The sequence below is a fragment of the Pedobacter hartonius genome, assembly GCF_900107535.1.
Lineage (GTDB): Bacteria > Bacteroidota > Bacteroidia > Sphingobacteriales > Sphingobacteriaceae > Pedobacter > Pedobacter hartonius.
The window spans coordinates 94,668-115,988 of record NZ_FNRA01000009.1 but is presented as its reverse complement, the minus strand read 5'-3'; the positions used below and the strand labels follow the sequence as shown (position 1 = coordinate 115,988).

At 44.4% G+C, this 21,321-nt stretch carries 15 protein-coding genes; 9 read left to right on the top strand and 6 right to left on the bottom strand.

Annotation, left to right across the window (positions count from 1 at the left end; all coding sequences use genetic code 11):
* Positions 1-3 precede the first annotated feature (3 nt).
* Genes BLW16_RS15820 through BLW16_RS15805 form a run of 4 tightly spaced genes read left to right on the top strand, consistent with a single transcriptional unit; the run spans position 4 to position 4,424 of the window.
* Positions 4-1,101 (top strand): vWA domain-containing protein, encoded by a 1,098-nt coding sequence (locus BLW16_RS15820; protein ID WP_090558391.1) that lies wholly within the window; start codon positions 4-6, stop codon positions 1,099-1,101.
* Positions 1,101-1,841 carry a tetratricopeptide repeat protein gene (locus BLW16_RS15815; protein WP_245735318.1) on the top strand — a complete coding sequence of 247 codons (741 nt, stop codon included), beginning with the start codon at positions 1,101-1,103 and terminating at the stop codon, positions 1,839-1,841. The genes BLW16_RS15820 and BLW16_RS15815 overlap by 1 nt, the downstream gene beginning before the upstream one ends.
* Before the next feature lie 20 nt (positions 1,842-1,861).
* Positions 1,862-3,661: a BatD family protein gene (locus BLW16_RS15810; RefSeq protein ID WP_090558388.1), complete on the top strand. Its 1,800-nt coding sequence runs from the start codon at positions 1,862-1,864 to the stop codon at positions 3,659-3,661.
* On the top strand, positions 3,651-4,424 hold the full coding sequence (locus BLW16_RS15805; protein ID WP_090558386.1) for a tetratricopeptide repeat protein: 774 nt from the start codon (positions 3,651-3,653) through the stop codon (positions 4,422-4,424). The genes BLW16_RS15810 and BLW16_RS15805 overlap by 11 nt, the downstream gene beginning before the upstream one ends.
* Here the strand turns inward: BLW16_RS15805 and BLW16_RS15800 are convergent, their stop codons facing one another.
* The 3 genes from BLW16_RS15800 to BLW16_RS15790 all read right to left on the bottom strand — a co-directional run bounded on the left by BLW16_RS15800 (position 4,425) and on the right by BLW16_RS15790 (position 7,538).
* The gene (locus BLW16_RS15800) at positions 4,425-5,693 is read right to left on the bottom strand and encodes a glycosyltransferase (protein WP_090558384.1); all 1,269 of its coding nucleotides are present in this window, start codon (positions 5,691-5,693) and stop codon (positions 4,425-4,427) included.
* A 94-nt stretch (positions 5,694-5,787) separates the two neighbouring features.
* On the bottom strand, positions 5,788-6,501 hold the full coding sequence (locus BLW16_RS15795) for a LytR/AlgR family response regulator transcription factor (protein ID WP_090558382.1): 714 nt from the start codon (positions 6,499-6,501) through the stop codon (positions 5,788-5,790).
* Positions 6,498-7,538 carry a sensor histidine kinase gene (locus BLW16_RS15790; RefSeq protein ID WP_090558381.1) on the bottom strand — a complete coding sequence of 347 codons (1,041 nt, stop codon included), beginning with the start codon at positions 7,536-7,538 and terminating at the stop codon, positions 6,498-6,500. The genes BLW16_RS15795 and BLW16_RS15790 overlap by 4 nt, the downstream gene beginning before the upstream one ends.
* A gap of 251 nt (positions 7,539-7,789) precedes the next feature.
* On the opposite strand from BLW16_RS15790, the gene BLW16_RS15785 reads away from it, so the two are divergent.
* Both BLW16_RS15785 and BLW16_RS15780 read left to right on the top strand, forming a co-directional pair.
* Entirely contained in the window at positions 7,790-10,216 is a 2,427-nt protein-coding gene (locus tag BLW16_RS15785; RefSeq protein WP_090558378.1) for a TonB-dependent receptor, read from the top strand.
* Between the two features lie 130 nt (positions 10,217-10,346).
* Positions 10,347-11,159: a hypothetical protein gene (locus BLW16_RS15780; RefSeq protein ID WP_090558376.1), complete on the top strand. Its 813-nt coding sequence runs from the start codon at positions 10,347-10,349 to the stop codon at positions 11,157-11,159.
* Positions 11,160-11,179: 20 nt separating this feature from the next.
* On the opposite strand, the gene BLW16_RS15775 is transcribed toward BLW16_RS15780, so the two are convergent.
* Positions 11,180-12,469, bottom strand: coding sequence for an MgtC/SapB family protein (locus BLW16_RS15775; RefSeq protein WP_090558374.1), 1,290 nt, complete (start codon positions 12,467-12,469; stop codon positions 11,180-11,182).
* A gap of 287 nt (positions 12,470-12,756) precedes the next feature.
* Here BLW16_RS15775 and BLW16_RS15770 point away from each other — a divergent pair, with 287 nt between their 5' ends.
* A complete protein-coding gene (locus BLW16_RS15770) occupies positions 12,757-16,038 on the top strand; it encodes an NHL repeat-containing protein (protein ID WP_090558371.1) in 3,282 nt (1,093 codons plus the stop codon).
* Here the strand turns inward: BLW16_RS15770 and BLW16_RS15765 are convergent.
* Complete coding sequence (locus BLW16_RS15765; protein ID WP_245735317.1) at positions 16,035-16,970, bottom strand: alpha/beta hydrolase; 936 nt, start codon at positions 16,968-16,970, stop codon at positions 16,035-16,037. The two genes, BLW16_RS15770 and BLW16_RS15765, sit on opposite strands and share 4 nt — an antisense overlap.
* A gap of 359 nt (positions 16,971-17,329) precedes the next feature.
* On the opposite strand from BLW16_RS15765, the gene BLW16_RS15760 reads away from it, so the two are divergent.
* Positions 17,330-17,920: a Crp/Fnr family transcriptional regulator gene (locus BLW16_RS15760; protein WP_090558369.1), complete on the top strand. Its 591-nt coding sequence runs from the start codon at positions 17,330-17,332 to the stop codon at positions 17,918-17,920.
* Here the strand turns inward: BLW16_RS15760 and BLW16_RS15755 are convergent.
* Positions 17,917-18,996 carry a universal stress protein gene (locus BLW16_RS15755; RefSeq protein WP_090558366.1) on the bottom strand — a complete coding sequence of 360 codons (1,080 nt, stop codon included), beginning with the start codon at positions 18,994-18,996 and terminating at the stop codon, positions 17,917-17,919. The two genes, BLW16_RS15760 and BLW16_RS15755, sit on opposite strands and share 4 nt — an antisense overlap.
* 1,071 nt (positions 18,997-20,067) lie before the next feature.
* Between BLW16_RS15755 and BLW16_RS15745 the strand changes: the two genes are divergently transcribed.
* On the top strand, positions 20,068-21,219 hold the full coding sequence (locus BLW16_RS15745; protein WP_245735315.1) for a BamA/TamA family outer membrane protein: 1,152 nt from the start codon (positions 20,068-20,070) through the stop codon (positions 21,217-21,219).
* Positions 21,220-21,321 lie beyond the last annotated feature (102 nt).

Sequence of the window (21,321 nt, the reverse complement as noted above, 5' to 3'; positions counted from 1 at the left end):
CGGATGTTACGTTTTGCACATATAGAATTGCTCTGGGGATTAGCGGCTATCCCATTTCTGATAGCGCTTTTTGTACTGGTAAGCAGGTGGAAGAAAAAAGCCATAGGCAGACTGGGGGACAAGAAAGTGGTGGATATGATGATCCCGGAGGTGTCTTTTACAAGGCCATGGCTGAAGTTCATCTTATTTATCTTTGCCTATGCTTTCCTGGTCGTTGGGATTGCCGATCCCCGTATCGGTTCTAAACTGGAAGAAGTCAAGCAGAAAAGTGCCGATCTGATGATCCTGCTGGATGTTTCAAACAGTATGCTGGCACAGGATATCACCCCAAGCCGGTTGGAAAATGCTAAACGCGCTATCGCACAGTTGATTGACAACTTGCATAACGACCGGATCGGGATCGTAGTTTTTGCTGGTGAAGCGTATGTGCAACTGCCCATTACTACCGACTATTCAGCTGCCAAGCTGTTTTTGAATACGATCAACACCGATATGGTACCCACCCAGGGAACAGCCATCGGAGCTGCCATTGATATGGGAATGCGTTCCTTTGATTTTAAGAACGGCACAGGGAAGGCAATGATCGTGATCACGGACGGAGAGAACCACGAGGACGATGCTGTAGCCGCTGCAAAAAATGCGGCAGATAAGGACGTTACTGTAAACGTCATTGGCATTGGGTCGCTTGAGGGTGCGCCGATACCTATTTACGAGAACGGCAAAGAGGCAGGTTTCCATACGGACAGTCTTGGGAAACCTGTATTGAGCAAATTAAATGAAACGATGGGTAAGGAAGTATCTGCGGCCGGTAAAGGAGCCTATGTAAGGGCTACCAATGCGAACAGCGGGATGAATATCGTGCTGGACCAGATTGACAGGGTACAGCGGAAGACAGTGGATACAAAGAACTTTAAAGATTTTGAAGACCGTTTCCAGTTTTTCCTGGGAATTGCTTTCCTATTGCTGGTGGCAGAGTTTTTCATCTCTAACCGTAAAAGTCTGCGGTTGGGCAATGTGAAACTGTTTGAAGTGAAATCGCCCACGCCGGCGGCAGGCATAGGCGCCAGCCAGAACAGGATCAATACTGAAAAAAGCAAATAATGATGGTAAAGAACATGAAGGAGTTAGTGATCATATTATTGTTTTTAGTACAGGGGCCCTTCCTTTTTGCGCAGCAGGGAAAGCGGTATATCAAGAAAGGAAATGACCTGTATAAACAGCAGAATTATGCGGAGGCCGAAGCCAGCTACCGCAAATCGGTTACGCCGAAAAGCCAGAGTACCGAAGGTAACTTCAATTTAGGGGATGCCCTGTATAAGCAAAAGAAGTTTGCTGATGCGCGTGAACAGTTCAGCCAGATTGCAGGATCGGCAAACAACAGCCCGGCAGTAAAAGCACAGGCTTATCATAATCTGGGCAATTCGTTTGTAACTGACAAAAAACTGGAGGAAGGGATCGCTGCGTATAAAAAGGCACTGATCAATAATCCTAAGGATGAAGAAACACGGTATAACCTGGCCTATGCACAGGAGATGCTGAAAAAGCAGCAACAGCAAAAGAAGGACAAGAACAAAGACCAGAAGAATAAGGATAACAAAAAGAACCAGGACAATAAAGATCAGAACAAGGATAAAAAAGACCAGGATAAAGACAAGAAGGATCAGCAGAACAAGGATCAGAATGACCAGAAGCAAGAACCAAAACCGCAGCCCGGTCAGCTCTCCAAAGAAGATGCCCAGAGCATGCTGGATGCGATGAACAACAATGAGAAGCAAACACAGGATAAACTGAAAAACAAGAAATTTAAAGGAGAAAAAGCACGTGTCGCTAAAGACTGGTAATCGCTGTTATGTTTAAGAGAATGAAGATTGAATATTATATAGTGACGGTTTTACTGCTGTGCACGAACCTTGTATTTGCACAGGATGCGAAATTTGTTGCGGCTGTGAACAGCACACAGGTAGGCACAGGGGAGCAATTCGAGGTTAGCTTTTCGGTAAACGGAAACGGAGACCGTTTTTCGCCGCCTGACTTTAGCGGCTTCCAGGTGCTCTCAGGCCCTAACGTATCAAACAGCATCACCTCTATCAATGGAAATACCACCGTCAGCAATTCCTACAGTTATGTGCTGGTTGCCGTAAAAGAAGGAACACTGACCATTGGCCCTGCCAGTATGGTAGTGAACGGGCGCCGGCTGAGTACAAGCCCCATCAGGATGACCGTGCTGAAAGGACAGCCTGTACAGCAAAACAATCCTTCGCAAAATGCACCTGATAACACCCTTGAACAGGATGCTCCCACTGATCTTTCAAAATCCTTATTTATTAAAGCCATTCCTGATCAGACCAGTGTTTACCAGGGACAGCAGATTTTGCTGACCTACAGGTTATATACTAAAGTTGGTATAGTGGACAGCCGCCTGGACAAACTGCCGGACCTGACAGGTTTCTGGAGCCAGGAAGTGAAAGACCAGCAGCAGCAGGCACAATGGCATGTTGAAACCTATAAAGGCGTAAAATACAATGTTGCCGATGTAAGGCAGACGATCCTGTTTGCAGAGCATTCGGGCAATATCACTATCGATCCGTTTGAAATGACCTTCATTGCCCGGGTACCGGCGCCAGCAAGAGATATTATGGATCAGTTCTTTGGTTCCTATAAGGATGTTAAATATGGCGTGAAAAGCACTCCTCTGGTGATTCATGTGAAACCACTGCCGGAAAATGGCCGGCCTGAGGGCTTTACCGGTGCTGTTGGTAATTTTGCGGTTTCCGCAGATGTAGACAAAACCGAGCTGAAAGCCAATGAGTCGCTCACTTATAAAGTAAAGGTTTCAGGTTCGGGCAATCTCAAGTTGCTGAAAGAATTGAATGTAAGTTTCCCACCGGACTTTGAGAAGTATGACCCTAAGATCACAGATACGATAAGGGAGACCGTAAAGGGCGTGTCAGGAAGCAGGATGTATAGCTATCTGGTCATTCCAAGGCATCAGGGGAATTTTACAATAGAGCCGCTGCACTTCTCCTATTTTAACCCTGCAATGGGAAAATATGTGGTATTGTCTGCCCGTTCGTTTAAGATAAAAGTGAACAAGGGTACTGCTGATAGCAATGTCACCGCATTTTCTGCCGCTAATAAGGAGGAGGTAAAGGTGCTGGATAAAGATATCAGGTATATCAAAACCGGGGAACCCGGACTGAGCAGGCAAGGGGAGAGGTTCTATAACTCTGCCTGGTATATTCTGCTGCTGCTGACCGGGCCTGTTGCCTGCATTGCAGCCTTTATGTACAGAAACTGGTCACGTAGAAATAACAGCGACCTGGTAAAGGTGAAAAGCCGTAAAGCGGGGAAAGTTGCTGTGCGCCATCTGGCGAATGCCGAAAAACAGCTGGGCAATAAAAATGAATTTTACGATGCCATTTTCAAAGGTTTGTACGGCTACTTAAGTGATAAACTTAATATCTCTATGGCCGATCTGAACAGGGAAACAATTGTATCCAGCCTGAGGACCAGGAAGGTAAATGAACAACTGACCGAACAATTGACGGATACGCTGGATAGATGTGAAATGGCAAGGTATTCCCCTGTGACACAATTGTCTGAGCGCGAAGTGCTGGAAAAAGCAAAACATATAATCAATAGTATTGAAGATGAGATCTAGCGGCTTAAAACAGATATTCTTTTTCGTGACAGTGGTAGTTCTGCCATTGGTGTCATTTGGTAATGACCAGCAAGAAGCCCTTTTTACAAAAGCCAACAGCTATTATGCAAAGGCACAGTACAGGGAGGCGCTTGATACTTATCAAAAGATCATTGCCGGTCATGAACATTCTGCAGCAGTGTATTTTAACATGGGCAATGCCAGTTATAAACTGGAGGATATTCCTTCGGCATTGCTTTATTATGAAAAGGCACACCGGCTTTCGCCAAATGATGAGGACATCAATGCGAATATCAGGCTGGCCAATTCAAAGACCCGTGATAAAATTGAAGAGGTTCCTGAGTTTTTTCTGAACAGGTGGTGGAGAGGTGTTTATCTGAGCTTTTCCGCAAATATGTTTGCCCTGTTCAGCCTGCTCTTTGTTCTGGCAGGATCTGCTTTCCTGATCCTCTACTTCTTCGCCCATCAGAAAGGAATAAAGAAGTCTTCCTTTTTTGTGGCTGTTGCTTGTTTTATACTTGGGATTTTTACGATTTTCCTGCTGAGCCAGCAGCTCAGTTATTTTAAACGGCAGCAGGGGATTGTTTTCAGCAGCCCGGTCTATGTAAAAAGTGCACCTGCAGGGCAATCGCGTGACCTTTTCCTGATCCATGAAGGTGTTAAGGTCACTATTCTGCAAACTACTAACCGTGACTGGATGAGGGTAAGGCTCGCCAACGGAAACGAAGGCTGGATAAAGGCCGGCGATATGAAACTGATATAATCAGCTTTCTTTATTCAGCAATTCTTTGATGTATTTCACGCTCAGTGCGAGGGGATTATAGGTGTTCATATCATCGGATAAATTAACAATATTGTCTTTATAGACCTTATTTTCAAGGATCTCCTGAACCGCATCATAAATAGCTTGCGAGGTAGGGCTTTCCGTTTTCAGATCGATTCCTATTTTAAAATAACCTATCCTTGCACAGACTTCGTTCTTCCCTTCATGCAGCCCGGCAGCCACTAAAGGCAGCCTGTTCCGAATACTCAGTATAGTGCCGCCATATCCGCCATTGGTAATATAGGCACTGGCGTAAGGCATTACATCTGCATAGGGGATATAATCTTCGATGATCAGGTTATCTGCCACATATTTTTCTTTAAGCAGCTGTGTTCCTTTACCTCCCGTGGTTGCAATCACCAGTGTATCCGTATTGATGAAAGCCTGCAGGGTAGGTTCAATTAATTTTGCAGTATCTGATTCAACGGTTCCCTGTGTGACGAACACAATTTTAGCATACTTTTCCAGCCGCTCATCATACCATTTATTTTCAGATGCAGGTTTTAAATAGGGTGACAGTGCCCCGACATACCGGATGTTCTCTCCCAGATGGTCGTGCTTATATTCAAATTCCGGCGTGCCGATCTGCAGATACAAGCTTGCCTGCCGGGTTAGGAATTTTAAAATGTTTACAATTTCAGCTTTTTGATAGGGAACCCCCTGCGCCGTCAGCAATTCAGCATAAGGATTACTGCCTTCCTTAAAATTAATGGCATTCTCCTGAGGTAGCGGGGTGTTTTTAGCCCCTGTCTCCTCATCTTCTGCCAGTGGAATCACACCTACCGACACCACAGGTACCTGAAATTTGTACCTGATCAGGGGAATTGAAAGATAAGCGCAGGTAGTAATAACGAGGTCAAATGGGAATGAGCTGTAGATGTCCTGTATATCTTCAAAGGAATCTTTAGCTGTTTTTACCAGTATTTTTTGATATATCTTATGTTTTTCAACAGGATCGTTGGTTGTAATTAATTCAGGATACTGTTTTCTTATCGTTTCGCTGTTCGAGTCATTGGCTTTGCTGATGGGATAGTAATCGATACCGATGCTTTTCATCTTCGCATCAAAATGATCAGATACATAAAACTTTACTTCACAACCGAGCCCCTGTAAATGTTTTGCCATTCCGGTAAGTGGGTTAATATGTCCTTCAGAAGAGTAAGTTGCAAACAAAATTTTTTTCGAAGCCAGTTCGTTTGTTGTCATCATCTTAATAGTGCTATTATCTGTCAGACAAATTCTGGTAATTTACAGGAATTCACTATCCCCTAAATGGGGGAAATTAGTGCATGTGCCGGAGGGCTTATTTTGAAAAGCCAAGGTCTTTCATCAGCACATCCCTGTAATTGCTTCCGATAGGAATTTCGGTTGAGTTGATAAATATCCGGTTTCCCTCAATATGGCTGATTTTGGATTTGTTAATGATGAAAGAGCGGTGGGCGCGCAGGAAGAGTGCTTTTGGCAGTAGCTCTTCAAAGTTTGAAAAGGGCATTTTGGGTGACAGGGTGTTTGTGGTGGTAAAAATCCTTGTGTAGTTGCCCTGGGCTTCGGCGTAGAGCAGCTCGTCATGCTGAATTTTGTAGATCCTGCCCTCTGTTTTTATAAAAATGAAGTCTTCAGCCTGGCTTTCGGAAGCGTTAATGGCTTGTGCTGCCGGCCTGATCTTTTCCATAGCTTTATCTACAGCAATCATAAACCTGTCAAAAGAAAAGGGTTTGAGCAAATAATCACATGCTGCCAGATCAAAGGCATTGTGTGCATATTCTTTATAGGCCGTGGTGAATATAACCTGAGGTGGGCTTTTCAGTGTTTTTACAAAGGAGATGCCATCCATTACAGGCATGTTGATATCAAGAAAGAGGATCTCTATTTTTTGCTGCTGCAATACCTTTTTGGCTTCCAATGCATTTCCGCAGGAGGCTAGCACCTGTAAGTGCTCCAGATGTCCGCAGTAGCTTTGTATGATATCCCGGGCGATAGGTTCGTCGTCAACAATAAGGCAACTCACTTTATTCATGATTTCATTTTTAATTGCAGGTCTACGTTATAATATAAGGCATCACTTTGTATGTTGATCATATGGGCATTGGAATAGAGCAGCTCCAGGCGCTTACTTACATTGGCAAGTCCTAAACCGCTGTTTTTGTTAAAGTGTGTTGTTTCCTGTTCCTCTTTTCCATAGCTGTTTCTAACAGAGAACAGGATGGAGTTTCCCCACGTCTTCAGTTTAATGTCTATAAATATCTGCTGGTCAGTCGTATTTTTGGAATGTTTGAAGGCATTCTCTATAAATACGATTAGCATCATCGGGGCAATTTTGATATTGGCGTTGCCGATCTCCTCTACATCGGTACTGAGCGCCAGCCTGTCTCCAATCCTTATTTTTTCAAATTCTATGTAGTTGCTGATATAGGTCAGCTCATCCTTCAGTGGTACATAGGTTTCCGTGGCATCATAAACCGAATAGCGCAGTAATTCCGACAATTTCAGCAGCAGGTCTGGGATTTTCTGGTGGTCTGTAATGGATAGCCCGTACATGTTATTCAGTGTGTTAAAGAGAAAATGCGGACTGAGCTGGGACTGTAAAAGGTGGAGCTCGCTTTTGCTGTGCGTGGCTATACTTTGTGCTTCCTGCAGCTGGTTCTCCGTTACGCTATGGATTACCTTGATGAGTATCCCGGAAAGGATGCTGATCATTGCAAAAGGAACCCAGAACAACATCAGGTTGATTCCGGTCCGTCCCTCCAGGGGGAAATCTGCATGAAAGAACAGCCAGCCTATACAGATTACGATCAATGTAGCAAGCCCCAGGACTTCCATTTTGGGCAGTGATTTCAGCGTGGCAGACCAGAATTGGGAGATATAGCGGCCGGCAAAAACACCGAGTATAAAACATACGGTAGAAGCAAAGGATACGGCCTCATCTTCATGCACTCCCAATGGTTTAACATAGGATTCTATGGCTAAAAATATAGGGACAGAAACCAGTAGTGACAGGAAAATATACAGGTAATTTCCAAAGAAACCCAGCGGGTATTTTATTTTATCGGTCATCGTATTGCTGTTTGGGTTTGTTTAACCATAAGATTACAAATCTGGGCAGATAGGACTGATGTTGCCCTTTGATGTTGACGAACAGGTTAAAACCAGTGACCGAAAGTCATTTTAGGGGTATCGTGCTGTTGATCACCCCAAAAACGGAATTCTATCATCTGTTAGCCAAGTTACAACATATTTCTTTTCTCCGCCAGCGTAAACGGTCAATATTTGCTTCATCATAGATTACATATCCTAAAATAAATACGATGAAAGCACCCTGCCTGTTCCTGTTTTTCCTGCTGGTTTCCCTTATATGCCCTGCACAGCTGAAGCTGAATACGGTATCGTCTTTAGTTAAGAACAATAAAAATGAACCTGTGGCAGGGGCCACTGTCCGCTTGTTTAAGGATGCGGTGCTGATTGCCGCGGCTACGGCGAATGAAAAAGGGGAGTTTACGTTGAGTAATGTCCCTGACGGGAAATATATACTGATCATCACTGCAATCGGATATCAATTATTCCGCGTCTCCGTCCAGCCGGAGGGTAAAGATTTGGTGCTGCCGGCAATCCTGTTAACGCCTGATAAAAGGATGGATCTGGCGGATGTAGTGATCGAGGGTAAAAAGCCGCTGATGCAAATGGAAACCGATAAAACGGTGGTAAATGTGGATGCGATGATCAGCAGTGCCAGCAGTAATACACTGGAGGTGCTGGAAAAAACACCCGGGGTAACGGTGAGTGCGAATGGCGAAATTGGTTTGAATGGCAGAACAGGAGTACTGGTGCTGATCGATGGCCGCTCCAAATATCTTTCCGGACAGGATCTGGCCTCCTACCTGAAATCGATCCCCGGAGCGCAGCTGGATAAGATTGAATTGATTGATAACCCTTCGGCCAGGTATGATGCTGCCGGTAACGCGGTGATCAATATCCGGTTGAAGAAGAACAGGACAGGAGGTTTTACCGGAAGTATTTCCACGGGATTTACGCAAGGGAAATACCTCAGGAGCAACAATGCACTCAATCTGAATTATAACTATAAGAAGATCAATGTTTTTGGAAATATGGGTTATGGTTACGATCAAAATTTTACCGACGATCATTACGACAGGCGCTTTTTTACCGCTAAGGGTGTGCCTTCCTCTGCAGTTTCACTGTTCAACAGCCAGCAAAACAGAAGTAATGCGGTCAATGCAAATTTGGGTCTGGATTATTCAGCCACTGCAAAAACTACTTACGTTTTTCAGCTGAATTTAAATGACAGCCGCACAAAAAATTACCTGAATTATAACAGTGGTAATTATAGCGCGGGTGCCCTGGACAGTACAGGCCGCGGTTATACCAATGGCAGGAACGACAGAACGAATATTGGTACCAGTCTTAGTGTAGTACATCAATTTGGCCATACCGGCAGGGAACTGTCGGCTGATGTGAATTACCTCAATTACGATGGGAGTAATGTACAGTCCTTACACAACTTTATGTACCAGCCCGACGGCCCGTTGAGCGGCAGCAACGAGTTCTTTTACGACCTGCCCTTATCTATGCATATTTATACGGCAAAGGCAGATTACGTGCATCCGCTGAAAGGGAAGGCGAAATTGGAAGCAGGGTTGAAGTCAAGCTGGGTGAATAATAACAATGTTTCAGACTATTACAATGTGACAGACGGGGAGCGGCTGATAGACAACGGACAGTCCAATCACTTCAAGTACCGCGAGAACATCAACGCTGCTTACGTAAATGCACAGAAAAGCTGGAAACATTTTGGTATACAGCTGGGAATGCGTGTGGAGAACACCGTTGCAAATGGCAACCAGATGGGGAATGAAGTGTTGGAAGGCAGCCGTTTCAGAAAGAACTATACCAAACTGTTTCCTTCGCTATTCCTGAGTTACAAGCTGGATATCAATGGGATAAATACGTTTAGTTTTGCCGTCACAAGAAGGATCAACCGGCCAAACTATCAGCTGTTAAATGAGTTCCTCATCTTCCGCGACCAGTATTCCTATTCCACCGGGAACGCGATGCTCAACCCCCAGTATCAAAGAAGGTATGAACTGAAATACCAGCATAAACAATGGTTAAGAATGGCCTTAAGTTACAACAGGTTCAGTGACGTGATTTTCCAGACCACCAGGGTTGTTGATGATGTATTTATCACCCGCCCTGAGAACGTGGCCATGGGCCATATGTTATTGCTCAACACCGGCTTGTCTTTGTCTCCCGCAAAATGGTGGAGCCTGAATACGGATGTGCTGCTGTCCTGGATGGGGCTGGATGGCGAAGCTTATGGGATCAGGCTGAATCCAGAAACTTATGTAGCCAGAATAAACGTGCTGAACCAGTTCCAGTTTGGCGCAGGATGGAGTGCAGAACTGAGCGGATATTATGCGAGTAGGGACCTGAACGGGCAAACGTTTACGGGCGGAATGTACCGCGTGAATACCGGTGTGCAGAAGAAAATATTAAAGGGACAGGGTAGCCTAAGGTTCGGGACCGATGATATTTTCCATACCTGGGTATACCATAACAATTCGATAGACCTGAAACAGGCCAGTTATGCGCAGATCAGTAGCTCGGACACGCAAAGATTTGGCTTTGCATTTTCATACCGCTTTGGCAAAGATACCTTTTCCCGTAAAAGCAGGCACCAGAACAATGCGCTTGACGAAGAGAAAGGCAGGATGTGATGATAGGTACGGAATTGTTTCCTGACTGCAAAAAAGTAATGCCGCGTATCTGTTATTTTACTGTAATGAAATGGAAATATATTTTATGGTACTAAATAATTAAGTAGGTTTAAATCATATTTTACATTTTATGAAATTTATACTATCTGCTTTTTTAATTGTTACCGTGTTAGTTAGCTGCCAGAATAAGGAGACTGAAAAAATATATTCGCCCAGAAGCCTGGCCACTCAGGAAGATCTTAACCAGTTTGAGAAGGGAGATGAAAACGCGCTGACGATTGTTAAGCATACCGCTGAAGATGCCGGGGCTGATTCTGCAGAAATATTCGGAGTGAAATTCAGGGATACTACCATAAATATTCAGACCGGCGCGTCAGACAGGAATGCAGCAACAGGGAAGTTCGCTCTTGCAGAATTTCTAAACAGCCAGAAAACCTCTTTGCTGGTACAGATCGCAGATCAGTCAGGTTTGACAGCGCCATTTTATATAATTTCTATAAAAAATGGCAAGTTGGATGTGGTGAGTATTTACCGTCCTTCCAGCGGTAAGGAAGACAAAAGGTTTACGAAAGGGCTAAGCAGGATCGGCCGTTCAGGATATCTGATCAACAATGATTTTTTTATCAGCACAGTTAATGTTAAGGTTTACCCGATCAGGAGACAGCATCCCCATGAAAGGATCCAGGGTCTGCATTTTATAAATTCGGCAGACAAGAAGACCCTCGTATTTTTGGTTTCATCTTCCCTGTATCAGGTGAATTATCCTACGGGCGAAGTTTATACGCAGCCATTGTCATCCAAAATGCCAAAGAATGCTGCTGAGGTGTTTAGCTGGATACAAAAAAACTACAGCTGGCAAACCGATGCGAAAGGCGTTTCCTTCCTCAGGAAAAATAAAGACGACAACAGAATTATAGACATCAGGGAATTTAAAAAATCTTGATTCTGGTGAAGGCTCTGGCGCTAATGCCTTAACAGCAGTTCTGAAAACTGGAATACCCTGTCAACTACCACTACCGCTATACCTACAGTCACTACCAGGAGTAATTCTATGGTCAGTTTCTTTACTACGGCCTTATCTTTGATGGTCTTCCATACAATAGGAAGGCTGACCACCGCACTTGCCAGGGAAGAGATGATCGCAACACTTCCTGCCAGCGATGCGCTGATCTTACCGTGCATGGCCATTGTAGCGGCGGCGGCTGTTGTACTGGCACTGCTTACCAGTCCGCCAATAATACCTGTAGCCAATATTCCGCCACTGCCGAAAAACTTGGTCAGCAATGTACCGCAGACCTGGATGAGGATGAACAGTATGCCAAACCACAGTACTTTTTTTAGTGAAATAGGAGAGTCGAGCTCCAGCGGGGCGGAAGGCGCCTGGGTTTTGCTCTGCAGTACTTTGTCGCGCACAATAAACAGTGCAGCCACTAGAGACATGGCGAGCAGTGGCATCAGCGTAGCAGTAAGGGAAAGAGGTACGAATAGCGTTGCGATCAGCAGGTTTCTCGCAAACATCGCAATAGTAGTGAGCAGGCATAAGGTGGTCATTTTTGAGGTAAGGCCCGTTGCCTGCACCCTGGTGCTCATTTCCGCTACGGTGGCACTGCTGTTTACCAGGCCGCCGAAAATTGCTCCCAGGTATAATCCGCTGGTGCTGAAAATACGAAGAAATACATAGTTCACAAAGCCTATTCCGGCAATAGCAATGATACTGACCCAGGCATCACTGGGATTAAATAAAGACCAGGGGTCTATGTAGACATTGGGAAGAATAGGATAGATGACAAACCCGATAAGCCCCAGCAGGATGGCACTTCTGATCTCTGAAGGAAGCAGTCCCCCTGCAAAACGATTGAGCTCGGTTTTCCATGCCAGTAGCATCGTCATCACAATAGATCCCGCAACCGGTGTGAAAATGTGGCCGAGGCCAACCAGCACACCGAGAAGATAATTGACGATCAGCGCAGCGGAAGTGGTGATCTCTAAAGATTCATCGGCAATGAGGCTGCGTGTATTCAGTGCGATCACCAGGATGAAAACGCCGATCATGGATGTGATGATCAGGTCCTGCCCGATGAGTGATGAAAGCATTCCCAGCAAGGCTACGATTGAAAACGTCCTGATGCCAGCTTCCTTGTGCGACCATTTACGTTCCATGCCTACCAGCATTCCGATGCCAACTGAAACTGCCATTTTCAGTGCAGTTGGTGCAGCCGGGTAGTGTAAAAATTCATCATTTATGCCAATCATCCGGGGGTACCTTTATAAATTATATATTTATGAATAAAAGAAATGTTCAGGCGGACATGGCCTGAATATTAACTGGCATGCGCTGCTATTTGTAAATATATCTTTTTATTTCTATCATTCCTGATACTTATTTCTTCATTTCCGAGTTAATAGATTGGAATAGTTTTCTTTATATCATTATCATCATGAACCCGACATGATTAGAATAATTATTAAGCACAGAGGGCAATAATTATTCTAATCATCAAAGGCTCCATCTAACAACTTAAAAACAATAAGACAAATAGATGAAATTAAATGTAATCCTTGCCGGTGTGATGATAGCCGCTGCATTAGCTGTAAAAGCCCAATCTGTCAAACCGCCGATTGCAATTCCCTTTACCTTAAAAGATGCCGGGTATGTTACCCTGGTGATCGAAGATCACAACGGGCAGCGCGTAAGAAACCTGATCGCTCAAACCTATTTTAAGGCAGGCAAGAACACTGCCTGGTGGGACGGGCTTGATGATCTTGGGCGCGATCTCGATGCTGTGCATCATGGTGTTTATGCGATCCCGCCAAAATTAGTGTCGCCGGGTACCTATACCGTCCGCGGCCTGGTTCACCAGGAGGTTAAAGCAACTTATGAACTTTCCCTATATACCAACGGAACCCCGCCATGGAACCTTAAAGACCATACCGGTGCCTGGCTGGCAAATCACTCTGCCCCTCAGGCAGCAGTATTTGTTCCTACGGAACAATCTCCGGCGAAACAGCCGGTTGTTTTCCTGGGTTCCTATGTGACAGAAGGAACTGACGGGCTGGCCTGGGTTGACCTCAACGGCAAAAAACTTGGCGGCAAGACCTGGATTGGCGGGGTATGGACCGCAGCACCCTATATGTCAAGAGATGAGGGCAGCCAGGCAGTTCCCGGCGTTTCTGTATATGTGGCCTCGGTTTGGGAAACGGCGAAGCGGTCAGGACAGGGAACGGTCCGTATCAGTACATTGCCAAAAAATTCGGATAAGCCTATTTTTTTATACCCAACAGGGCGGGTTATCCGTGATTCGGCGGGGATTAAAGGTGATATTGGTGGCTTTGCCGTTTATAACGGAGTTGGCGTGCTGAGCCTTACAAGAAAGAACCAGCTATTGTTTGCTGACCTTAAAAGCGGAAAAGTTCTGGATAGTGTGGCAATGGATCGTCCGCATGGATTAACATTTGATGCTGAAGGGCGTTTGCTGGTACTCTCCGCAAATAAATTACTGCGGTTTGCTGCGATTCAGGATTTCAGTCATCTGCCGCCGGCGAAGTCCCTGATCTCATCTCAGCTGGAATCACCCGTTGGCATTACTAAAGATAAAGACGGTAACCTGTATATCAGTAATGGTGGTGCAAGTCAGCAGGTAAAGGTATTCACTGCTGAAGGTAAGTTGATCAGATCGATTGGCAAGCCCGGGGTACCCCAGGCAGGACTGTATGATCCTTTACATATGAATAATCCTGTCGGCATGACCATAGATTCCAGAAACCAGCTTTGGGTGACTGAAAACGATTACCTTCCCAAGCGGGTAAGTGTATGGACCGCGGAAGGAAAATTTATCAGGGCTTTTTACGGGCCTGTCAAATATGGGGGCGGGGGGACGCTTGATCCGCAGGATAAAACAAAATTTTATTATTCTGAACAGGATTTGGGTGCAATGGAATTTAAGATCGACTGGAAAACGGGCCAATCTAAGCTTCAGCACATTTTGTACAGGAAAAGTTCGGCTATGTTAAACCTGCCTCCAAGAATTGCAGCCCCGGAAACGCCTCTTTACTACAAGGGGAAAAGGTATTTTACCAACTGTTACAATTCAAATCCTACAGGTGGGGCCCTTACTGCCTTCTTGTTTGTGGAACGTAATGGAAGTCTGCAGCCAGCAGCAGCGATGGGAAGTGCCGATACCTGGGGTGTGCTTAAAGAATCCAGGTTCAGATCTTCCTGGCCTGCTACGGTTGATCTGAATGCCAAAAATCAAAACGCTATGGCGTTTTTTATCTGGAACGATGTCAATGAAGATGCAAAGGTGCAGACTGAAGAGGTAAGCTTTCTGAAAGGTAAAGCCAGCGGGGTTACCGTCATGCCGGACCTGTCTTTCTGCATCACACAACTCAATGGGGCTGCCGTACAATTTTCGCCCCTGAGTTTTACGGCCGGAGGTATACCCCTTTACCGGATAGATAAAGGAAAAACGCTTGCCGCTGGAGTACAGGCCCCGGGATCTTCCGGAGGTAACCAGGTACTAACTTCTTCCAGTGGATGGACTGTTGTTACGCAGGGAGTATTACCCTTTGCGCGGTATGCTATCAGTGGCGCCAAAGATGGCAGGCCGGTATGGAGTTATCCCAATCTGTGGCCCGGTCTGCACGCCGCCCATGAAGCCCCGCTGCCCGAATTTCCGGGAGAGCTGATTGGTCCGACAAGGTTACTGGGCGGGCCAATTCATATAAAGGGTTTGCCGGAGCCGCTTTGGGCAATCAATAGTAACCATGGGATGGTCTATGTTTTTACAATGGACGGGTTATTTATTGCTACTTTGTTTGAACCCATGCGTACAGGTAAACAGTGGTATATGCCTGTGGCAGAGAGGAGCATGGGTTTAGAAGGATTAAGTCTTGGAGAAGAAAATTTCTGGCCAAGTATTACAGGCACGGCGGATGGAGAGGTTTATATGGTTGACGGATCGCGCAGCAGTTTGCTAAAAGTAGATGGCCTGCAAACCGTTCAGCGGCTGCCGGTAACCAATATAAAGGTCAGCAGCGAAGATTTGGCCAAAAGTATAGCTTTTCAAACAAAAGCAGAGCTGGCCCGTCAGCAACAAACGACGCGCGGGGCATTAAAGGTAAAGATGCTGACTACTCCAATAGTAGTAGATGGCAAATGGGAGGATTGGAAGAACAGTAGTTGGGTTGATATTGATAAGAGGGGTGTAAAGGCTAATTTTAATTCAAAATCCAAGCCTTATGATGTCACAGGAGCGGTTGCAGTGTCAGGGAACAGGTTATATGCCGGATACCGTACAGGTGATGCCGGATTGCTGAAAAACTCATTTGAAATGCCTTTAGCGCCATTTAAAACCGGAGGCGCCCTGGACCTGATGATCGGTACAGCAGCGTCTGCAAATCCAAAAAGAACTTCGCCCGTTACGGGCGACCTGCGTTTGCTGGTAACAGTCAGCGGTGGAAGACACCGTGCGGTACTTTATCAGGCTGTAGTTCCCGGTGTGAAAGAAGCCGAAAAGGTACCTTTTTCTTCGCCATGGCGCACGATCACTTTTGACCGGGTAAAGGACATCTCGGCTCAGCTTGAGTTCGCTGCGGGCGGGGACGGGAGTTTTGAGATTTCGGTACCGCTGTCTGTACTGAATCTTAAACCCCTGGCCGGCATATCTGTAAAGGGAGATATTGGTATTTTACGCGGAGACGGCAGCAAAACCCTCTCCAGATTATACTGGAACAATAAAGCAACTTCCATCGTTTCTGACGTTCCTTCAGAAGCTGCATTAACTCCTAATCTTTGGGGCGACTGGGAGTTTTATGCCCCTTAACGGAGGCTGCTGATCCATTTGAGAATAAAATCGGCCTCTTCTTTCCAGCTGGCCTGTCCCAGTACGAAATGATTCCTGTCCGGAAACTCTTTGTAGTCTGCCACGGATCCGTTTCTTTTGTATTTTTTGTAGTTGCGAAGGTTGAGGCGGGCAGGAATAATATTGTCTTTGCTGCCTGCTGTAAGCAGCAGCGGAACATGCATTTTTTCAAAATCTACTTTAGCCGCCGCTGTAAGCCCCCCGCGTGCCACTTTTTTAGATTCCCGGAGAATGTTCCCGTCGTAAGTTTCCTGCTGCTGCTGCAGGGGCATTCCATTGACAAAGGCATATTGCCAGTCTTTAAAAGACATCAGATAAGTCTTTTTGAGTGATGTAAATAATCCCAGTGATTTCCAGCCAGCTTTGAGGAAAGAGAATTCATAGGGAAAGATACCCCTTGGCGGAAAGGAGTGTATGGCAATTCCGGCTGCAGCCAGATCGCGGTTTACGATGATCTGTGTGACCAGGCCCCCTAAAGAATGCCCGATTACAATTGGTTTTTCTGGTAATCCTTTGACTATGTTTGCGTAATGGTCTATCAGTTCAGACAACCTGAGGTTAGCCAGTCCGGTATCACTTGGTGGCCTGTCCCTGAGTACAGCGGGGGGAGCATCCTTAAAAGGCCATGGAGGTGCCAGTGTAATATAACCCTTGTGTTCAAAATAGCTCTTCCATTCATCCCAGCCATTGTGGCTGACAAAAGCACCTGTGATGAACAGAACGGTTTTTGTGTCCGCAATTTTCATATAGTGGCGTTTAAGTTTTAATTTAAGTTTAGAAGCGAAAAGATCATTGTGCGAATGGTTGTGATCAGGCTGGGCCGGCTTACTCCTGGTGATTTTGGCTGGAGTTGTGGTAATATTCTTTAATGAAGGAGTTGTATTTTTATTCATTATTAAAAAATATCAATCTATATGTATAATTAAATAATTATGCATCAGCAATTTATGGAATTTTGTGGAAAATGTCAATAGCGTATCCGGAAAGATACTGACAGTTTTCCGGCATGCTGACAGCTTCTAACCTTTATAGGTTGCTGAAGAATAGGATTGACGCTTGTCGATGAATTATTTTTAATATCCTAGAAAAGAATGCGCTTGTTGGGCTCGGTTTTTGTACCGGCGGAATATTGTTCATAAATCCGTTGAGATCATTCAAATCGGGTATTTTATCACCCACAATGGGCATTTAATTCCTTTGTGATCGTTTTTATCAAACTTTTTAATTATACTTGTCATTAAACATATTCAAGATGGATCACGGCCTCTTACTTCGAAATATTGCCAGATATATTAAACTTGATAAGGATGAAGAAGAATATCTTATCCCTCTTCTGATGTCAAAAAAAGTGAAGGCCAATGAAGTATTGCTGGAAGCAGGTGATGTAAATTCAAAGGTGATCTTTGTTACCGGGGGATGTTTAAGGAGTTATGCGCTTGACAGTAACGGCTTTGAGCATATCCTTCAGTTCGCACCGCCGGGCTGGTGGATTATAGACATGCTCAGCTATATTACCGGAGAGCCTTCGAGATTAAATATTGATGCTATTGAGGACAGCGAGATCATCTACCTGCTGAAGTCTGACTTTGATACCATCTATCTTGAGGTGCCTAAATTTGAGCGTTTCGGCAGAATTCTGACCATGAACGGAATGGCCACCTTTCAACACCGGCAAATCGATAACGTGAGTCTTTCCCCTGCAGAACGTTATATTAAATTCTGTAAATTGTATCCTTCGCTAATCCGCGATCTCCCTTTAAAACAGATCGCTTCCTATATTGGAGTAACACCTGAATTTTTAACCAGGATGCTTGCTACCAGCGTATTCAGTAAGCAGTATTAATTGTCTTCCTTAAATACCATTAATGGTATATGGGTGCGGTAGGCCAGGTTCCGGGTCAGGCTGCGGTGAAATATACGTTCAAAAAATCCGTACTCCTTAGGGACGGTGATCAGCAGGTCCATCTGGTTTTCATCAGCAAAATCAAGAATTCCCTCTTCAATATTCTCATGATCAGCGTAATAGTACCTTACCTGGTTTTCATTCCAGATGTCATGTAAATTTTTCAGTTCGGCTTTGGCATCCGGGTGGGCCTGCCCTTCAATTTTGTTTACATATAAAATGGACAGCCTGGCTTTTAAATTGTCTATAAATGCATTGATAGGATAAACAGGGACAGTTTTTGACACGTTTTTCAGATCGCATGCAAATACCACATTCGCTATCTGTTTAAATTCTGCATGATGGGGCACTACGAGCAGGGAGGTGTGGCACTCTTTAGCTATAGTGATGGTATTGCTTCCAACCAGCGCTTTTTCTATCGCATTTTTCCCTGCCATACCCATCACTACCAGCCCAATATGACGTTGCTCTGTAATGGTATTTACAGCCGAAATCAACGGTCTTCCGTCAGATATAATTTTTATGACCGTATTACCGGCTACCAAGGGGGCCAGTATTTCCTTTAACTGACTGAGCTTTTCATGGCTTTCTTCCTCTGAGTGCACCATTTCTGGTGAAACAGGAGCGAAGGTAGTGGTAACCACAGGCAGGTAATCATGAGAGTGGTACAGGATAATGGCAGAGCTTTTCAGCTGATGGGTTAATCCGGCTGCATATTTTGCAGCATTCAGGGCAGCCTCGGAAAAATCCGTGAGTACAAGCATCTTTCCGGCTCCGTGGAGCTGATAAAGATGTTTGTCAATTGCAGTTTCCAGTGCAATGAACTGTTCTTCTGAAAGTACCCGTTGTCCTGGTTGTTCGATGATCCAGTCTCCTTTGGATGACCGTTTGAGCAGTATCGGGTCAGGTTCGCCGGTGATCATTTCAACTTTAAATTTATGGTTGCGTTCGGATACTGTAACGATCACGTCCAGATCCAGACTACCGGTTTTAAATTTCACTGAAAATGTCTTCATTGGATTATATTTTTAAAGGTGATGAAGCTTTCATCTGATGATGGTCTCCTGTACTGGATTTGCCCCGCTGTTCTAATAACAAGCGTGTCATTAATTTAGTTTACTATATACTATAGATTAATCAGCTTTGCTCATTTCAATATCAATATCGGATGATAGGAATCGAGCGTCAATGCCTCGGTGGTGCTGCTGTGTGTGAATTATAGAAAAAGCTGTATTTCCAGGAAGTGCAGTTATTAGTTGTACATCGTTACTCCTGATGAATTTAAAGATACCCTGAACGATATTGCGGTCTTCTGTATAACTGACCATATACTCATAGTCTTCCAAAAGATCTTTTAAAGCATCAATATGCTCGTCTTCATGTGAAAGATGCTTTTGCCGGGGATTAATATTGATTACCGGTAGTTTAGGAAAAATATACGGGTATCATGATTGTTTTCATTTTCAATCCTGATAATAGGTCAAGCAGTCAACCACTCAACTTTTTATTTCAAATTTTATACGTTCTTTAAATTATCTGTCATTTTATCCTGCTGATTGACCCTATCCTTTTTCCATAGGAATGAAGGACTTCAGGCATCTCAAACGTAATATTGATCCCATTTTCCTTGATCTTTTCCTGTATGTGTTGCCGCAGAAAAATCATAATTCTGCCATTGAACGTGCCAGTTCTGCTTTTGTTTTTCTAATTGGTTTGAGGGTCATTGATCAACAAATTTAAATAAAGAGTTCTGACCAATTAATGAGCCTTGTCACTTATTTAAGATGGTGTTCTGATAAAAGATGAAGGTATATCAAAGTTTAAAGCCCGGCAACCGGTACTCCAGGTTTCAGTTTTATTTTTTCTTGAAACCCGCGGTGCAGTGGGCGGCATTGATGGAAGACTAATGAGTATTCCTTTAAAAAACAACATTCCCGCAAACTTTATAAAATTCGTAACGTTAACTATAGTCTGCTAATTATAAATTTAAGAAAGACGCACATTGTAATCATTTCCTTATGGCAAAGTATACGTTAATCCTTTTATGTTTTTTTCCCTTTACAGTGTTGGCGCAAAATACGCCGAATATGCTTCCACAGAATAATATTATCAGAGATACGACCAGGCAAACCGACCTGATAGATATTTATAAAGGTATTTTTCATTTCAATCCCCGAAGGATAAACCCGGATGACAGGAAGAGGATCTATTTTTCTGTGCTTCCGGTAGGCGCCTCAGTTCCGGGGGGAAGCGGAAATGCTTTAGTGACCAGCACTACCGCAGCAATGTACCTGGGGGACAGGCGTACGACAAATCTTTCAAGTGCTACCTTTGCACCGTACTGGAACTTTAAAAGCCGTTTTGGCCTGCCTTTGCGTTCCAGTATATGGCTGCCGGACAATAAATGGGTGATCCAGGGAGACATACGTTTTCTGAGATACCCGCAATATACCTGGGGGTTAGGAAGCAGCCGCAGTTATGGCGACCGTACCCTGGTAGATTATAACTATATTCGCTTTTATCAAAGAGCCCTTAAACGTATCAAACCATATTTATTTGCCGGTCTCGGATATAATCTGGATTATCATACAAGTGTTAGAAGTGATGATCCTAACCTGAGCCTTCAGGACTTTACAAAATATAATTATGGTGTAAACGGCAGTTCAGTTTCATCAGGCATCAGCTTTAACCTGCTTTATGACACCCGGAATAACTCGATTAATCCTTTACCGGGCGCCTACGCAAATCTGATATTCCGCGAAAACCCGACCTTTCTGGGCAGTGACAACAACTGGCAATCCGTTTTTCTGGATGTAAGAAAATATTTTTCTTTAAATCCGGCAGATCTGAATCAACAAAATACACTTGCTTTCTGGTCTTATTTCTGGAGTTCGCTCAATAACAAAACACCTTATCTTGATCTGCCGAGCATAGGCTGGGATCCTTATAACCGCTCAGGAAGAGGAATAGATCAAAACCGTTACCGCGGAAAAACGCTATTCTATTTTGAAGCGGAGTACAGGAGGGATATTACCAACAATGGTTTGCTTGGTTTTGTAGTATTCGCCAATACCAATACCGTAAGTGGTTCTGACAGTTTTTTTACATCATGGCACCCCGCTGCAGGTACCGGCCTGAGAATCAAATTCAATAAAGGCTCCAATACCAATATTGGTGTGGATTATGGGTTCAGCAAGTCATTCAGCACGGTATCATTTAGTCTCGGCGAAGCATTCTAAGCTACCTTACAGCACAGGGTTAGCAATAGATTTGCTTGATGTATAAAAATATAATTTATACATTGTAGAAAATACCAAATATAAACGTATCAATTCTGCAAT

Bases quoted from the DNA above. Each gene is read 5' to 3' on its own strand.
- BLW16_RS15820 (WP_090558391.1), top strand. From the start codon at position 4: ATGTTACGTTTTGCACATATAGAATTGCTCTGGGGATTAGCGGCTATC.
- BLW16_RS15815 (WP_245735318.1), top strand. From the start codon at position 1,101: ATGATGGTAAAGAACATGAAGGAGTTAGTGATCATATTATTGTTTTTA.
- BLW16_RS15810 (WP_090558388.1), top strand. From the start codon at position 1,862: ATGAAGATTGAATATTATATAGTGACGGTTTTACTGCTGTGCACGAAC.
- BLW16_RS15805 (WP_090558386.1), top strand. From the start codon at position 3,651: ATGAGATCTAGCGGCTTAAAACAGATATTCTTTTTCGTGACAGTGGTA.
- BLW16_RS15800 (WP_090558384.1), bottom strand. From the start codon at position 5,693: ATGATGACAACAAACGAACTGGCTTCGAAAAAAATTTTGTTTGCAACT.
- BLW16_RS15795 (WP_090558382.1), bottom strand. From the start codon at position 6,501: ATGAATAAAGTGAGTTGCCTTATTGTTGACGACGAACCTATCGCCCGG.
- BLW16_RS15790 (WP_090558381.1), bottom strand. From the start codon at position 7,538: ATGACCGATAAAATAAAATACCCGCTGGGTTTCTTTGGAAATTACCTG.
- BLW16_RS15785 (WP_090558378.1), top strand. From the start codon at position 7,790: ATGAAAGCACCCTGCCTGTTCCTGTTTTTCCTGCTGGTTTCCCTTATA.
- BLW16_RS15780 (WP_090558376.1), top strand. From the start codon at position 10,347: ATGAAATTTATACTATCTGCTTTTTTAATTGTTACCGTGTTAGTTAGC.
- BLW16_RS15775 (WP_090558374.1), bottom strand. From the start codon at position 12,469: ATGATTGGCATAAATGATGAATTTTTACACTACCCGGCTGCACCAACT.
- BLW16_RS15770 (WP_090558371.1), top strand. From the start codon at position 12,757: ATGAAATTAAATGTAATCCTTGCCGGTGTGATGATAGCCGCTGCATTA.
- BLW16_RS15765 (WP_245735317.1), bottom strand. From the start codon at position 16,970: ATGAATAAAAATACAACTCCTTCATTAAAGAATATTACCACAACTCCA.
- BLW16_RS15760 (WP_090558369.1), top strand. From the start codon at position 17,330: ATGGATCACGGCCTCTTACTTCGAAATATTGCCAGATATATTAAACTT.
- BLW16_RS15755 (WP_090558366.1), bottom strand. From the start codon at position 18,996: ATGAAGACATTTTCAGTGAAATTTAAAACCGGTAGTCTGGATCTGGAC.
- BLW16_RS15745 (WP_245735315.1), top strand. From the start codon at position 20,068: ATGCTTCCACAGAATAATATTATCAGAGATACGACCAGGCAAACCGAC.